We start from the raw sequence: 14305 nt of genomic DNA, 5'->3' as shown, positions 1-14305 counted from the left end.
CCGCAGCGTTCCGGGCGCTTTCGTGCGAATGTTTTTGTCTTCCCCAACGGGTTCACGCCGTGCCTCGTCCCATCCTCGCCACCATCCACGCCGCCGCCCTCACCCACAACCTCGAGCGCGCGCGGCGCGCCGCCGTCGATGCCCGGGTCTGGGCGGTGGTCAAGGCCAATGCCTACGGGCACGGTATCGAGCGCGTGTTCGAGCCCTTCCGCGCCGCCGACGGCTTCGCGCTGCTCGACCTGGCCGAAGCCGAGCGCGTGCGCGCGCTCGGCTGGCGTGGCCCGGTGCTGCTGCTGGAAGGCGTCTTCGAGCCGCGCGACCTGGAGCTGTGCTCGCGCCTCGAGCTCTGGCACACCGTGCACTGCGACGCGCAGATCGACATGTTGGCCGCGCACAAGACCCAGGTGCCGCAGCGCGTGTTCCTCAAGATGAACTCCGGCATGAACCGGCTGGGCTTCGCGCCCGAGCGCTTCCGCGCCGCGTGGACGCGGCTCGATGCACTGCCGCAGGTCGACGAGATCTCGCTGATGACCCATTTCAGCGATGCCGACGGCGAGCGCGGCGTGGCCCACCAGCTCGAGGTCTTCGAGCGCTTCACGCGCGACCTGCCGGGCGAGCGCTCGATCGCCAACAGCGCCGCCACCTTGCGCCATGCGGCCACGACCCGCGCCGATTGGGTGCGCCCCGGCATCTTGCTGTACGGCAGCGCGCCCGACTTTCCCGAGCACGATGCAGCGCACTGGCAGCTGCAGCCGTCGATGACGCTGTCCACGCGGCTGATCTCCGTCCAGACCCTGAAGGCCGGCGACACCATCGGCTACGGCTCGCGCTTCACGGCCGAAGGGCCGCTCACCATCGGCGTCGCCGCGGTCGGATACGCAGACGGGTATCCGCGCCATTGCGACACCGGCACACCGGTCCTGGTGAACGGCGTGCGCACGCGCCTGGTCGGCCGGGTCAGCATGGACATGATCACGGTCGACCTCACGCCGGTGCCCGACGCCGCCTTCGGCAGCGAGGTCACCTTGTGGGGACGGGCCTCGAACGGCGCCGTGCTGCCCATCGACGAGGTCGCGCGGGCCGCCGGCACCGTCGGGTACGAGCTGATGTGCGCGGTGGCGCCGCGCGTGCCCGTGGCGGTCGACTGACCCAAGAACCGGGCCGCTTGAAAATTCTCTCCAACTGGCGCTCGGTGCGCCTCTGGGAAACGCAGCTCGAGCGCGACCTGCATCGCGAGCACGACCTGCGCCTGCATGGCCTTTTGATCGGAGCCTCGACGCTGCTGCTCATGTGGCTGGCGTCCTGGCTGCAGATGAGGGCCGGCGTCGAGTCGCTCGCACTGCGCTACCTGCTGACGCTGGGTGCCGGCTACCTGGGGTACCTCTGGATCCTGCGCGGGTGGGCCACGCTGCTGATCCGCAAGAACATGCAGTTCAACCCCGATCTGCCGGACCCGCAGATTTTCGACTGGCCCTCGGCCCGCAGCGGCGCCAGTCCTTCCGGTGGCGGGCATGGCGTCGGCGACCTGGCCGGCGGCGCTCTCGAAGCCGCCGCCGGAGCGGATGAGGGCGCCATCGTGGTGGTGCCGGTCGTCGCCATGTTCCTGATCGGCCTGGCCATTGTTTTGGGCGCCGGCGCGCTGGTGCTGCTGTACTTCGGCTCTGAGGCACTGATCGCGGTAGCGATCGAGTTGGCCTTCGGCTACGTCACCGCCACCGCGGCGATGCGCGTGGCGCGCGAAGGCTGGCTCACCGCCGCGGTGCGCCTGACCTGGAAGCCGCTGCTGGGTGCCCTGTTCTGCGCGGTGTTGCTGGGTGCGGTGCTGGACCGCTTTTTGCCACAGGTGAATTCGCTGCCGGAGGCGGTGCGGGTGCTGCTGGGGCGGCACCATGCGTGACTGGTCAACCGGACCGAGGGGGTTGCAGCCGGCTGCGTCGTTGAAGAGGTCAGGATGGGTGGACCTCCGGGAAGTGCTCCTGCTCGATCAGGTGCATGGCCCAGGCGCCATCCGAATCAGTACAGCCCGAGCTGCCTTGCCTGCAGCCGCGCCAGCCCCAGCAGCGCATCGGTAAACGGCGTGGCCACGCCCGCGCGCTGCCCCAGCTCGCGCACCACCGAGACCAGCGCATCGAGCTCGACCGGACGATGCGCTTCCACGTCCTGCAGCATCGAGGTCTTGAAGGCGCCCAGCTTGCGCGTGACGGCGTGCCGGTCGTCCGGACTCTCGGCGATCGGCACGCCGATGCGCTCGCCGATCTCGCGCGCCTCCAGCATGATGGTCGAGATGAAGCCGCGCACCAGCTCGTCGTTGAGGATGAGGTCGGTGGTGGCGCCCGTCAACGCACTGATCGGATTGACCGTCATGTTGCCCCACAGCTTGTACCAGACGTCCTTCTGGATGCGGGGCGAGAGCCGGGCTTCGAAGCCCGCTTGCTCGAGCAAGGCCTCGAGCCGCTGCGCGCGCGGCGTCGCCTCGCCCGAGGGCTCGCCGATGATCAGGCCATTGCCGAAGTGGTGCCGCACCAAGCCCGGCGCGTCCAGCGAGCAGCTCGCGTGCACGACGCAGCCGATCACGTGCTGTGCGGGGATCGCTGCATCGATGCGCCCGCCCGGGTCTACCGCCTCCAGTTGGGCGCCGGCCAGCGAGCCGCCGAAGCCACCCTGCAGAAACCACCACGGCACGCCGTTCATGGCCGTCAGCACGATGGTGTCGGGCCCCAGCAGCGGCGCGATCTGCGCGGCAACGGCCGGCAGGGAAGGCGCCTTCACTGCGATGACGACGAGGTCCTGTGTGCCCAGGTCGGCCGGATCGGACACCGCGTTCACCGCGACGCGCGTGCGCTGGTCCCCGCGCAGCACGCTCAGTCCATCGCGCTGCAGCGCGTCCAGCGTCGCGCCGCGCGCCACCACGTTGAGCCGGCAGCCTGCCTGCGCAAGGCCGGCTCCGATCCAGCCGCCGATCGCGCCGGCGCCGTAGATGCAGACTTTCATCGCTCAGTGCCTGTAGCTGTCATCGATGCGATCGACCTGCCGCACCAGCGCATCGAACACGTCCTGGCCGCCGCCGCGCTTCGGATCGAACTGCAGCGCATCGCGCGTGCACTTGCGCGCGACCTCCTCGGAGACCGGGATCGGCGCACCCATCGACAAGGTCGCCATCTGGATCTCGCAGGCGCGCTGCAGCGTCCACAGGATGGCGAAGGTCTGCGGCAGCGTGCGGCCCCAGGCCAGCAGGCCGTGGTTGCGCAGGATCACGGCCGGACGATCGCCGATGCTCTTCAGGAGGCGCGGGCCTTCGTCGGCATGGATGGTGATGCCTTCGAAGTCGTGATAGGCCACCATGTCGTGCAGCTGCGCGCTGTAGAAGTTGGTCTGCTGCAGCCCGCCCTGCAGGCAGGCCACGGCCACGCCGGCGGTGGTGTGGGTGTGCATCACGCAATGTGCATCGGGCAGGCCTTCGTGGATCGCGGCATGCACGGTGAAGCCGGCGGGATTCACCGGATGCCGCGAGCCGTCCAGCACCTTGCCGTGCACGTCGATCTTCACCAGGTTCCCGGCGGTGACCTCGTTGTAGTGCAGGCCGAAGGGATTGATCAAAAACTGCTTCTGCCCGTCAGTCACGCTGTCGGGCAGCCGCACGGTGATGTGGTTGTAGATCATCTCGGTCCAGCCCAGCATCGCGAACACGCGGTAGCAGGCGGCCAGCTGCAGGCGCGCCTCCTGCTCGTCGGGATGGATGGCGGGGCGGGCCGCGGCGGCGGCCGGGGTGGCGAGCGGACTGTTCATCGGCGCTTCCTTTTCATGCCTTCGCTTCAATGGATTCAATAGGTGCCGCCGGAGGGCACCGCCTTCGCCGCGGGCTTGAATCGCGCGGCCAGCGCGTTGGTGCCGCGCACCAGGAGGTTGGTGTCCAGCCCGACGGCGACGAAGAGGGCGCCCAGGTCCAGGTACCTCTGCGCCAGCGTTTCGTCCGGCGTCAGGATGCCCGCGGCCTTGCCGGTGCGGCCGATGCGTGAAATCGCGTCTTCGATGGCGGCCTGCACTTCCGCGTGGTTCGAATTGCCGAGGTGGCCGAGCGAGGCCGACAGGTCGGCCGGTCCGATGAAGATGCCGTCGACGCCGTCGATCTCCGCGATCGCCTCGAGATGGGTGAGCGCCTGACGCGTCTCGGCCTGGACCAGCAGGCAGACCCGCTCGTTGGCTTCCTTCGCATAGCCCGTATAGCGGCCCCAGCGCGAGGCGCGCGCGCCGCCCATGCCGCGCACGCCCTGGGGCGGATAGCGCATGGCGCGCACGATGGCCTGCGCCTGCTCGGGCGTGTCGACCATCGGCACCAGCAAGGTCTGCACGCCCAGGTCCAGGTACTGCTTGATCAGCGCGGTGCCGGCGTCGCCGTGGCCGACCGGCACGCGCGCGATCGCGTTCACGCCCGGATAGGCGGCGATCGCCTGCGCCTGCTGAAGCACGCTGCGCAGGCCGTTGGGCGAATGCTCGCCATCGAGCAACAGCCAGTCGAAGCCGGCACCGGCGCAGATCTCCGCGGCGTAGGCATCGGCCAGGCCGAGCCACAGGCCGATTTGCGCGCGCTTGTCCGCGAGGGCTTGCTTGAAGGGATTGAGGGGCGTTTGCATGGGACTTTCCTGATCAGACAAAACGGAAGGAGATGGAGCCCAAGGGGCCGTAGTCGGCGTGGAAGGTGTCCCCGGGCGCGGCGGTGGCCGGCCGCGTGAAGGAGCCGCCCAGCACCACCTCGCCGGCCTCCAGGCACTCGCCCCAGGGCGCCAGCTTGTTGGCCAGCCAGGCCACGCCGGTGGCCGGGTGGTTGAGCACGGCGGCGGCCAGCCCCGACTCCTCGATCACGCCGTTCTTGTAGAGCAGGGCGCCGACCCAGCGCAGGTCCACCGCGTCCGGCTTCACCGGCCGGCCGCCGGTCACGATGCCCGCGTTGGCCGCGTTGTCGGCGATGGTGTCGAAGACCTTGCGCATCGCACCGGTCTCGCGGTCGACCTGCTCGATGCGCGCGTCGATGATCTCGATGGCCGGCACCACGTACTCGGTCGCGGCCAGCACATCGAAGATGCTCGCGTTCGGCCCCTCCAGCCGCTTGCCCAGGACGAAGGCAAGCTCGACCTCCACGCGCGGGGCGATGAAGCGGGTGAAGGGAATGTCGCCGCCCTGATCGAAGAACATGTCGTCCAGCAGGGTGCCGTAGTCCGGCTCGGTGATCTGGCTGGCCTGCTGCATGGCGCGCGAGGTGAGGCCGATCTTGTGGCCCCGGACCACGCGGCCCTCGGCCAGTTTGGTCTTCACCCACTCGCGCGAGATGGCGTAGCCGTCCTCGATGCGCATCTCGGGGTGGCGCATCGAGAAATGCCGCACCTGCACGCGCGACTTCTCGCTCTCGTGCAGCTCGGCGGCGAGTTGCTGGATCAGCTTCTTGTCGAGCATGTCAGGGTTGCCGGAAAAGGGCGTGCAGGTTGCCGCACTTGCCGTCGTAGACCTGCCCGGGCGCTTCGTCGATCTGCAAGGTGATGCCGACGTGGCGCTTTGCGAGCAGTGGCTCGGCATGCCGCTTCAGGCGTTCGAGCAGCGCCTCGCCGATGCGCTTCTTCACCGCATCGGGGCGTCCCGCGGCGATGCGCAGGTTGAGGTAGACGAAGCCGTGCTCGCCCGATCCGTCGGCCACCGCGCAGTGCGCGGCCGGGTAGGCGAGCACGCGCGTGCCGCTGACCGGGAAGACCGGGCGGTCCTGGTCGTCGCGCTGCGCGAGCAGGGTGTCGGCCAGGGCGCGGCACAGCGTCGGCATGTCGGCATCGGGTTCGACGTCGGGCGTGTAGAGGATCACGAGATGAGGCATGGACAGGCTTTCTCAGGCAACGGCTGGCGCCGGCAACGGCGTGACGGGGAAGATCGCGTTGATCTGACCGGTGCCCGAGCTGCCGAAGTAGGGCGTGACGATCTCGACCGGCGCGGTGTAGCGGTCCCAGCCGAGCAGGCCCAGCAGCATCGCGGTGTCGTGCATGTCGCCCTCGCCCCAGCACTTCTCGGCGTACATCGGCAGCATGCCGACGAAGGTCTTCCACTCGCCGGCCTTCCAGAGCTCGACCACGCGGCGGTCGACCTGCTCGAGGAAGGGGTCGTAGACCTTGTGCATGAACTCCGGCGCGCGGCCGTTGTCGGCGAAGTGGTGCGACAGCGAGCCGCTGGCGAACACAGCCACCGTGCCCTCGTAGCGCTCTTCGATCGCGCGGCGCACCGCCAGGCCGAAGCGGCCCGACTCGGTGAGGTCGTGCCAGTCGCACCAGCCGCTGATGCTGATCACCTTGTAGCGCTGGTCGGCATTCATGTAGCGCATCGGCACCAGCGTGCCGTATTCCAGCTCCAGCGTGGTGTCGCTGTGGGCGCGGCTCTTCACGCCCATCTCGTTGGCGACGTCGGCGATCAGGTGGCCCAAGCCCGGATTGCCCGGATAGGCGTAGGGCATGTTCTTGATGAAGTGCGGCAGTTCGTTGCTGGTGTAGATGCCCTCGAACGTCGGACCGCAGTTGATGTGGTATTCGCTGTTGACCTGCCAGTGCACGTCGAAGACCACGATGGTGTCGACGCCGAGTTCGCGGCAGCGGCGGTCGATTTCCTTGTGGCCGTTGATCGCCGCGTCGCGGCAGCCCAAGTGGGGGCCGGGGAATTCCGACAGGTACATCGACGGAACGTGCGTGATCTTGGCGGCGAGTGCGAGCGTGCCCATGATCAGCCTCCCCAATGGGGTATGTGGTGGGAGCCGAGCGACACCGCCACGTTCTTCGGCTCGCAGAACACCTCGTAGCTCCAGGTGCCGCCCTCGCGGCCCGTGCCCGAGGCCTTGGTGCCGCCGAAGGGCTGGCGCAGGTCGCGCACGTTCTGGCTGTTGACGAAGCACATGCCGGCCTCGACCGCGGCCGCGACACGATGCGCACGGCCGATATTCTCGGTCCAGACGTAGCTGCTCAGCCCGTAGGGAATGTCGTTGGCCAGGCGGATCGCGTCGGCTTCGTCCGTGAAGGGAATCAGGCAGGCCACCGGGCCGAAGATCTCGTCCTGGGCGATCTTCATGCGGTTGTCCACGTCGGCGAAGACCGTCGGCGCGACGTAGTTGCCGCGCCGCACGCGCTCGGGCAGCTGCGGCACTTCGAGGCCGCCGCACAGCAAGGTCGCGCCTTCCTTCGGTCCGAGCTCGATGTAGCTGCGCACCTTCGCCAGGTGCGCCTGCGAGATCATCGGTCCGACGATGGTCTTCTCGTCCAGCGGATCTCCGACCACGATGCGCTTGGCACGCTCCGCGAACTTCGCGGCAAAGTCGGCGTAGATCGACCGCTGCACCAGGATGCGCGAGCCCGCCGTGCAGCGCTCGCCGTTGTTGCTGAAGATCATGAACACGGCTGCATCGAGCGCGCGGTCCAGGTTGGCGTCCTCGAAGACCACGAAGGGACTCTTGCCGCCGAGCTCCATGCTGAACTTCTTCAGGCCCGCGCTCTGGACGATGCGGTTGCCGGTGGCTGTCGAGCCGGTGAAGGAGATCGCGCGCACGTCCGGATGCGCCACCAGCGGCTCGCCGGCCTCCTTGCCGTAGCCATGCACCAGGTTCAGCACGCCCGGGGGAATGCCTGCTTCCAGCGCCAGCTCGCCCAGGCGCGCGGCCGTGAGCGGCGAGAGCTCGCTCATCTTCAGCACCGCGGTGTTGCCGAAGGCCAGGCAGGGCGCCACCTTCCAGGTGGCGGTCATGAAGGGCACGTTCCACGGCGAGATCAGCGCGCACACGCCCACCGGGTGGAACAGCGTGTAGTTGAGGTGCGTCTCGGTCGGGTAGGTGTGGCCGTCCACCCGGGTGCACATCTCGGCGAAGTAATAGAAGTTGTCGGCCGCGCGCGGGACCAGCTGCTTGCCGGTCTGCGCGATGACCTGGCCGCAATCGTTGGTCTCGGTCCGCGCCAGCTCGGGCACGTGGGCCGCGATCAGGTCGCCGAGCTTGCGGATCAGCTTCGCGCGTTGCGGCGCGGGCAGGCCGGCCCACTTCGGGAAGGCTTCCTTGGCGGCGGCCACGGCGGCGTTGACTTCGGCTTCGCCGCCCGAGGCGACCTCGGCCAGCACTTCCTGCGTGGCCGGGTTGACGGTCTCGAAGTAGTCGGCGCCGGCGATCGGCTTGCCGTCGATGAGGTGATCGATCTTCATGGGGCCTTCGATTCAGTTGGATCTCGCATGCCTAGATCAGCGCGCGGCACTCGTTGCGTTCGCCGTCGGTGCGGTGCGGCGGCTTTCGATGGTGTTGACCAGCGCGCCGATGCGCTCGATCTCGGTGACGACCACGTCGCCCGCCCGGCAATCGACCACGCCGTCGGGCGTGCCGGTGAGGATCAGGTCGCCGGGTGCGAGCGTCATGAAGCTCGAGAAGTACTCGATCAGGAAGGGCACGTCGAAGATCATGTCCCTGGTGTTGCCCGACTGCGTGATCTTCCCGTTGACGGTGGTCTGCAGCGCCAGCGCCATCGGGTCCGGCACGTCCTGCGCGTCCACCAGCCACGGGCCGATCGGCGTGCAGGTGTCGCGGTTCTTCACGCGCAGGTTGGGGCGGTACCAGTTCTCGAGGTAGTCGCGGATCGCGTAATCGTTGGCCACCGTGTAGCCGGCGATGAAGTCGTAGGCATCGTCGCGCCGCACCCGGCGCGCGGTCTTGCCGATCACGACGACCAGCTCGCATTCGTAGTGCATGAACTGCACGCCGGCCGGGCGCTGCGTTTTCTGGCGGTGGCCGATGAGCGTGCTCTGGCCCTTGACGAAGACCAGCGGCTCCTCGGGCGCCTTGAATTCCAGTTCCTTCGCATGGTCGGCGTAGTTGAGTCCGAGCGCGAGGATGGTGCGCGGCCGCGGCGTGGGCGCCAGCGGCGGCAGCCACAGCGCGGCGTCGAAGTCGACCAGGCGGCCATCGGCCAGCAGCAGCCGGCCGTCGCGCTCGGTCGCATCCTGCTCCACGCCTTCGAAGGCGATGCGTGCGTGCTTCATGCCGCTTCTCCCGCCAGGGTGTTGAGGAGCGTCTCGAAGCCGGGCGCGCTGATCTCGATGCGGTCACCGACCCTGGCCAGGGGGCGCCCCGCATCGCAGCCGAGCATCAGCACGTCGCCGCGCGCGAGCGTCATGAACTCGCTCACGTCCGCAAGCAACCGTGAGGCATTGCGCACCAGCTGCGAGAAGTCGACCGACTGACGCAGCTCGCCGTCGATGCGCACCTCGAGCCTGAACTCGGCCGGGTCGGCCACCTCCTGCGCGTCGCGCATCGCCGGCCCGATGCCGAGGAAGCCGTCGACACATTTGAACTTGACCGGCGGCCGGAAGAAACTCGAGTGCGGGATGGACAGGTCGTTCATCGGCACGAAGCCTTCGACATCGCCGTCGGCGCCGATCACCATCGCGATGGTGGCGCCGACCTCGACCTCCGGAATGCGCGGGGGTATCACGATCGCGCTGCCGTGCGGGCTCCAGGTGTTGGCCGTCTTCACGTACAGCACCGGCGCCTGGGGTGGTGCCTTGTAGGGCGGCTGCGTCATCTGCGGCGCCAGCGCGTCGACTTCCGCGCGGAAGTTGAGCAGCACGCCGTAGACCGTGCCGGTGGGGATGAAGCTCATGGTTGTTCCAGTTCGATCACTTCGTCGAGCAGTACGTAGAGCTGAGACAGCTTCTGCTTGCCGAGCGACTTTTCCATCCACGCGTAGTGCGCCTCGATGGTGCGCGAGAGCTGCTGGACCATCTGCGTGCCCTTGGCCGTGGCCTCGACCACGGTGCGGCGCTGGTCGGCGGGATCGCGCGCGCGGCGGATCAGCCCGTCGCGCTCCATGCGCGCGAGCACGCCGGTCAGGCTAGGGCCGAGGATGAAGGCCTCGCGCGCGACACGGCCGGTCTCGACCATGCCGTGCTCGCCCAGCACCCGCAGCACGCGCCATTGCTGGTCGCTCAACCCGTGCTCGCGCAAGCTGGGCCGCGTGTGCGCCATGACGGCTTCGCGCGCCTGCAGCAGAAGGCGGGGGAGGTTGCGGTGGACGAAGGGCGTGGCCATGAGGTCTGGATTATTTAACATGTTAAATTTCTGGGCAAGACTTTCCTGCCACTGCATTCCTCGGGTTTTCCCGCGGCCGGCAGCGCTGTCGCCGATGGGCCCTCCCTACACTCGGGCGATGGCCAAGGAAAAAACACTCTTCGTCTGCTCCGAATGCGGCGGCACCAGCCCCAAGTGGCTGGGCCGCTGCCCCAGCTGCAATGCCTGGAACACGCTGATCGAGCAGGTGGCGGCTGTGGCGCCCGGCGGCGCCAACAACCGCTTCGGCGCGCCCTTCGCCGCGCTCGCCGGCTCGGCCGAACTGGCGGTGCTGTCGGAGATCGAGGCGAGCGAGATCGCGCGCACGCCGACCGGGCTGGACGAACTCGATCGCGTGCTGGGCGGCGGCATCGTCGACGGCGGCGTCACGTTGATCGGCGGCGACCCGGGCATCGGCAAGTCGACACTGCTGCTGCAGGCGGCCGATGCGCTGCAGCGCGCGGGGCAGAACGCGCTCTACGTGACCGGCGAGGAAAGCGGCGCGCAGGTGGCGCTGCGCTCGCGGCGCCTCGGCCTCGAGCTGTCGCAGGTGCAGGTGCTGGCCGAGATCCAGTTGGAGAAGATCATCGCCACGCTGGACGCCACGCGCCCGGCGATCGCGGTGATCGATTCGATCCAGACCGTGTATTCGGACCAGCTGACCTCGGCACCGGGCTCGGTCGCGCAGGTGCGTGAATGCGCGGCGCACCTCACGCGCTTCGCCAAGGCCAGCGGCACGGCGGTGGTGCTGGTGGGCCATGTGACCAAGGAGGGCGCGCTAGCCGGGCCGCGCGTGCTCGAGCACATGGTCGACACGGTGCTGTACTTCGAGGGCGACACGCATTCCAGCTTCCGCCTGGTGCGCGCCATCAAGAACCGCTTCGGCGCGGTCAACGAGATCGGCGTCTTTGCGATGACCGAGCGCGGCCTGAAGGGCGTGGCCAATCCCAGTGCGATCTTCCTGAGCCAGCACGCCGAGCCGGTGCCCGGCAGCGTGGTGCTGGTCACGCTGGAGGGCACGCGGCCGATGCTGGTCGAGATCCAAGCCCTGGTCGACAACGGCGGGCCCAGCCCGCGCCGCCTGTCGGTCGGCCTCGATCGCGACCGGCTCGCGATGCTGCTGGCGGTGCTGCACCGCCATGCGGGCGTGGCCTGCATGGACCAGGACGTGTTCGTCAACGCGGTGGGCGGGGTGCGCATCAGCGAGCCGGCGGCGGACCTCGCGGTGATGCTGGCCATCACCTCCAGCCTGCGCGGCAAGCCGCTGCCCAAGGGCTTCATCGCCTTCGGCGAGGTCGGCCTGGCCGGCGAGGTGCGGCCGGCGCCGCGTGGCCAGGAGCGGCTGCGCGAGGCGGCCAAGCTGGGCTTCAGCGTGGCGGTGGTGCCCAAGGCCAACGCGCCGCGCAAGGGCACCCGGGACATCGAGGGGCTGACGATCCACCCGGTGGAGCGCATCGAGGAAGCGATGGATGTGGTGCGTGGAATCGACTGAGCCGCGCTCGCCCATGAAGATGCGCGAACTCGCGCAATAGCCCCGCTTCGTCCGCGGCGACAATCCGGCTCATGAATTTCGGGAAAGTCTTCGTGCCCCTAGCGGGCCTGCTGCTGCTCGGCGCCGCCTACCGCGCCTACGGATGGCCCGGTGTCGCCTTCGCAGGCGGCGCCATCGTCATGTTCCTGTTGATGCACTTCAACCGCACGATGCAGGTGCTGAAGCGCGCGGCCGACCGGCCGGTCGGCACGGTCGCCAGCGCGGTGATGCTCAACGCCAAGCTCAAGCCCAAGGCAACCCTGCTGCACGTGATCGCGATGACGCGCGCGCTCGGCGAGCAGCGCACGCCCAAGGACGCGCAGCCCGAGGTCTTTCGCTGGACCGACGGCGGCGGCTCCTGGGTCGATGCCACCTTCGTGAATGGCAAGCTGACCGAATGGACGCTGGTGCGGCCGGAGGCGCCGGCCGAGGGCGATGAATCGCCGGCCGACCCGCCGAGTGCCGACGCCGTCAAGCCCGCAGCCGCGGATGCGCTGCGGCCGCCGGTGTAGCGCGTTCGGAATTGCGCGCGCTATCGCGTTGATTGAGCGCTGTCAATACACCCGATCGGGTGTATTGATCGGCATGCCTTTCCCCAGCATGCTCCAGCCGGTCCGCTTGAATTGCGGATTCAAGACGTGCCACTGATCAGGTGGGTTCCTCTGAATGAGCAGGATAGTTTGCCGTGCAAGGTGGACTTCAAGAGCGAAACATCAAAAGGGGAGAGAACGTATGCGCCTGAGCAGCGATGCGTTGGTCGAATGCAGTCGAATGAATACTTCGATGAGGTTGAGGCAGGCCTTGGCGGCACATGTCCTAGTCTGTCTCTGCGGCACCTGGCAGGCGGCGCGAGCGGCGGAGAGCGGCTACGTGCCCCCGATCACTTTTCTGCGCGACGAGATCTCCTATGACGTACGCGCGGATGGGACGTACGACTTCGAGAAGTTCGAGAGCATTCGTTTGAACAACGAGCAAGGGGTCAAGCAAAGCAGTCAGGTTCCTCTGCGTTTCAGCGCATCGTTGCAGGACCTGGAAGTGCTCGAGGCGTACACCCTTGCCAAGGATGGGAGAAGGATCGACGTAGAGCCCGACAAGATCATGCTTCAGCAGAGTGCGACAAGCGCGGGCGCGCCTATGTTCGACGACTCCAAAGTCAGGACGGTCATCTTCCCGACCACGGAGGTCGGCGGGGTGATCAATCTGCGGTGGCGCATGATCCAGAAGACTCCGCTCTTTCCTGGCGCTTTCTCGATGTCCCAGGTGTTTGCGCAAACGGCTGAATTCGAGAGTGCCGAAGTGAATTTGCAAGCGCCCGAGTCGCTCAAGTTGTACATCGACGCGAGTGGGCTCAGGTCAGGGGAACCAGCCGCCCACCCCAAGGGCACGAAGGCCTGGCGCTGGACTCTGGAAAACGCGCAGGCCCGGGCGCCGGAGCCCGGCTCTGTCGGAGTCTACGATTTCAGCCCTCGCGTGGAGGCGACGAGCTTTACAAACTTCGAGATGGCAGGCAAGGCCTACCAAGATCGCGCGCGGCCCAAGGCCGCAGTAACGCCGGCAATCCAGCAACTCGCTGACGAAATAACGAAGGATGTCGCCGACCGCCGCTCGAAGGCCGAAGCTCTCTACCAATGGGTGAGCTCGCAGGTCCGCTATGTCGCAGTCTTCCTCGGCACCGGCGGAGTCGTCCCACACGATGCCGAAACCATTGCGCGCGTCAAGTACGGCGACTGCAAGGATCATGTGACGTTGCTCGAAGCACTACTATCTGCTGAAGGAATTCAGAGCAGCCCGGTGCTGGTCAATCTGGGCAGTGTCTATGCCCTTCCCAACGTTGCTGTGACACCGGGTGTCTTCAACCATGCCATCACCTACTTGCCGGAGTTCGACGTATACGTCGACTCGACAGTCGGTGTAGCACCTTTCGGTGTGTTGCCTGCGCTGGAACGCGGCAAGGCGGCGCTCGTGACCGACTATGGCCGAGGAACTGCGAAGCTGGTGACCTTGCCGCTCAGCGATCCGCAGCACGATGCCCATCGCGTGGAGACTTCGCTGCTGGCAAACGCGGACGGAAGTATCGAAGGCAAGAGCTCGGTGACAACGACGGGCTGGCTGGATCTGATGAGCCGCCAAGTCGCAGCCTCGATCCCGCCAGGACTGGAGGCTCAGTTCGCCGCTCGGCTGTTCCGCACAAGTGGAGAGAACGGCATGGGCACCTATGTTCTCAAAGGAGTGAAAGAGCTTGCTACGCCGTTCTCGTACACGTCGGAGTTCACCTTGCCGCACCGGCTACCGCCCGCGCCCGGAGCCATTGCGATTCCCTCGGGCATTGGTGCCTTTGCCAGCATTCGCTCTGTCGCTGGCGCGCTAGCCGCGCAGCCCGTTCGACGATTTCCGGCGCCTCAGATGGGTGCACGTCATGAGGAAGTCACGGTTCTCATGCTTCCGTCCTCGATCAATGTGCGCGCACTGCCGGTACCCGCCATGGTCGAGAGCTCCGTGGGCCGCTATCAATCGAGCTACGTCCAGAGCGGCAATCAAGTAATCATTCAACGCACGCTTGAAGTGAACACCACAAAAGCGGTCATGGACCCAGAGGACCACCAGAAACTGTACGCGCTTGGCGAGTCAGTTCTGCGCGACCTCGGCGCGCAGCTGTTGTACTGAATCGTCTCCAT

Annotated in this window: 15 protein-coding genes; 5 read left to right on the top strand and 10 right to left on the bottom strand. The window is 67.4% G+C overall.

Annotation, left to right across the window (positions count from 1 at the left end; translation table 11 throughout):
* Positions 1-59 precede the first annotated feature (59 nt).
* Positions 60-1148, top strand: coding sequence for an alanine racemase (alr, locus tag J2739_RS00400; protein ID WP_309897720.1), 1089 nt, complete (start codon positions 60-62; stop codon positions 1146-1148).
* A gap of 17 nt (positions 1149-1165) precedes the next feature.
* Entirely contained in the window at positions 1166-1897 is a 732-nt protein-coding gene (locus tag J2739_RS00395) for a hypothetical protein (RefSeq protein WP_309897719.1), read from the top strand.
* Between the two features lie 116 nt (positions 1898-2013).
* Here J2739_RS00395 and J2739_RS00390 read toward each other — a convergent pair whose 3' ends face one another.
* From J2739_RS00390 to hpaR, 10 genes are read right to left on the bottom strand one after another with little or no spacing between them, the layout of a single operon-like run.
* Positions 2014-2991, bottom strand: a complete 978-nt coding sequence (locus J2739_RS00390; RefSeq protein ID WP_309897718.1) for a 2-dehydropantoate 2-reductase — start codon at positions 2989-2991, stop codon at positions 2014-2016.
* Between the two features lie 3 nt (positions 2992-2994).
* Positions 2995-3786: a class II aldolase/adducin family protein gene (locus J2739_RS00385; RefSeq protein WP_309897717.1), complete on the bottom strand. Its 792-nt coding sequence runs from the start codon at positions 3784-3786 to the stop codon at positions 2995-2997.
* Positions 3787-3821: 35 nt separating this feature from the next.
* A complete protein-coding gene (locus tag J2739_RS00380; protein WP_309897716.1) occupies positions 3822-4631 on the bottom strand; it encodes an aldolase/citrate lyase family protein in 810 nt (269 codons plus the stop codon).
* 13 nt (positions 4632-4644) lie between these two features.
* Positions 4645-5448 carry a 2-oxo-hept-4-ene-1,7-dioate hydratase gene (hpaH, locus tag J2739_RS00375; protein ID WP_309897715.1) on the bottom strand — a complete coding sequence of 268 codons (804 nt, stop codon included), beginning with the start codon at positions 5446-5448 and terminating at the stop codon, positions 4645-4647.
* 1 nt (position 5449) lies between these two features.
* Entirely contained in the window at positions 5450-5857 is a 408-nt protein-coding gene (locus tag J2739_RS00370; RefSeq protein ID WP_309897714.1) for a 5-carboxymethyl-2-hydroxymuconate Delta-isomerase, read from the bottom strand.
* Positions 5858-5869: 12 nt separating this feature from the next.
* Positions 5870-6745: a 3,4-dihydroxyphenylacetate 2,3-dioxygenase gene (hpaD, locus tag J2739_RS00365; protein WP_309897713.1), complete on the bottom strand. Its 876-nt coding sequence runs from the start codon at positions 6743-6745 to the stop codon at positions 5870-5872.
* Positions 6746-6747: 2 nt separating this feature from the next.
* Positions 6748-8205 (bottom strand): 5-carboxymethyl-2-hydroxymuconate semialdehyde dehydrogenase, encoded by a 1458-nt coding sequence (hpaE, locus tag J2739_RS00360; protein ID WP_309897712.1) that lies wholly within the window; start codon positions 8203-8205, stop codon positions 6748-6750.
* Between the two features lie 36 nt (positions 8206-8241).
* A complete protein-coding gene (locus J2739_RS00355) occupies positions 8242-9033 on the bottom strand; it encodes a fumarylacetoacetate hydrolase family protein (RefSeq protein ID WP_309897711.1) in 792 nt (263 codons plus the stop codon).
* Entirely contained in the window at positions 9030-9653 is a 624-nt protein-coding gene (locus tag J2739_RS00350) for a fumarylacetoacetate hydrolase family protein (RefSeq protein ID WP_309897710.1), read from the bottom strand. Before J2739_RS00350 ends, J2739_RS00355 begins: the two co-directional genes overlap by 4 nt.
* Positions 9650-10081, bottom strand: coding sequence for a homoprotocatechuate degradation operon regulator HpaR (gene hpaR, locus J2739_RS00345; protein ID WP_309898681.1), 432 nt, complete (start codon positions 10079-10081; stop codon positions 9650-9652). The genes J2739_RS00350 and hpaR overlap by 4 nt, the downstream gene beginning before the upstream one ends.
* A 118-nt stretch (positions 10082-10199) precedes the next feature.
* Here hpaR and radA point away from each other — a divergent pair, with 118 nt between their 5' ends.
* From radA to J2739_RS00330, 3 genes are all read left to right on the top strand, one after another.
* On the top strand, positions 10200-11591 hold the full coding sequence (gene radA / locus J2739_RS00340; protein ID WP_309897709.1) for a DNA repair protein RadA: 1392 nt from the start codon (positions 10200-10202) through the stop codon (positions 11589-11591).
* Positions 11592-11653: 62 nt separating this feature from the next.
* Positions 11654-12142 (top strand): glycerate kinase, encoded by a 489-nt coding sequence (locus J2739_RS00335; protein WP_309898679.1) that lies wholly within the window; start codon positions 11654-11656, stop codon positions 12140-12142.
* Positions 12143-12362: 220 nt separating this feature from the next.
* Positions 12363-14294, top strand: coding sequence for a DUF3857 domain-containing transglutaminase family protein (locus J2739_RS00330; RefSeq protein ID WP_309897708.1), 1932 nt, complete (start codon positions 12363-12365; stop codon positions 14292-14294).
* Positions 14295-14305 lie beyond the last annotated feature (11 nt).

This window comes from Variovorax soli (genome assembly GCF_031454625.1).
In the GTDB taxonomy this organism is placed as follows: Bacteria; Pseudomonadota; Gammaproteobacteria; order Burkholderiales; family Burkholderiaceae_C; genus Variovorax; species Variovorax soli_A.
This window is presented reverse-complemented; position numbering and strand designations above follow the sequence as displayed.

Excerpts from the sequence above, each read along its gene's own strand:
- J2739_RS00390 (WP_309897718.1), bottom strand. The coding sequence starts at position 2,991 with ATGAAAGTCTGCATCTACGGCGCCGGCGCGATCGGCGGCTGGATCGGA.
- J2739_RS00385 (WP_309897717.1), bottom strand. The coding sequence starts at position 3,786 with ATGAACAGTCCGCTCGCCACCCCGGCCGCCGCCGCGGCCCGCCCCGCC.
- J2739_RS00380 (WP_309897716.1), bottom strand. The coding sequence starts at position 4,631 with ATGCAAACGCCCCTCAATCCCTTCAAGCAAGCCCTCGCGGACAAGCGC.
- hpaH (WP_309897715.1), bottom strand. The coding sequence starts at position 5,448 with ATGCTCGACAAGAAGCTGATCCAGCAACTCGCCGCCGAGCTGCACGAG.
- J2739_RS00370 (WP_309897714.1), bottom strand. The coding sequence starts at position 5,857 with ATGCCTCATCTCGTGATCCTCTACACGCCCGACGTCGAACCCGATGCC.
- hpaD (WP_309897713.1), bottom strand. The coding sequence starts at position 6,745 with ATGGGCACGCTCGCACTCGCCGCCAAGATCACGCACGTTCCGTCGATG.
- hpaE (WP_309897712.1), bottom strand. The coding sequence starts at position 8,205 with ATGAAGATCGATCACCTCATCGACGGCAAGCCGATCGCCGGCGCCGAC.
- J2739_RS00355 (WP_309897711.1), bottom strand. The coding sequence starts at position 9,033 with ATGAAGCACGCACGCATCGCCTTCGAAGGCGTGGAGCAGGATGCGACC.
- J2739_RS00350 (WP_309897710.1), bottom strand. The coding sequence starts at position 9,653 with ATGAGCTTCATCCCCACCGGCACGGTCTACGGCGTGCTGCTCAACTTC.
- hpaR (WP_309898681.1), bottom strand. The coding sequence starts at position 10,081 with ATGGCCACGCCCTTCGTCCACCGCAACCTCCCCCGCCTTCTGCTGCAG.
- radA (WP_309897709.1), top strand. The coding sequence starts at position 10,200 with ATGGCCAAGGAAAAAACACTCTTCGTCTGCTCCGAATGCGGCGGCACC.
- J2739_RS00330 (WP_309897708.1), top strand. The coding sequence starts at position 12,363 with ATGCGCCTGAGCAGCGATGCGTTGGTCGAATGCAGTCGAATGAATACT.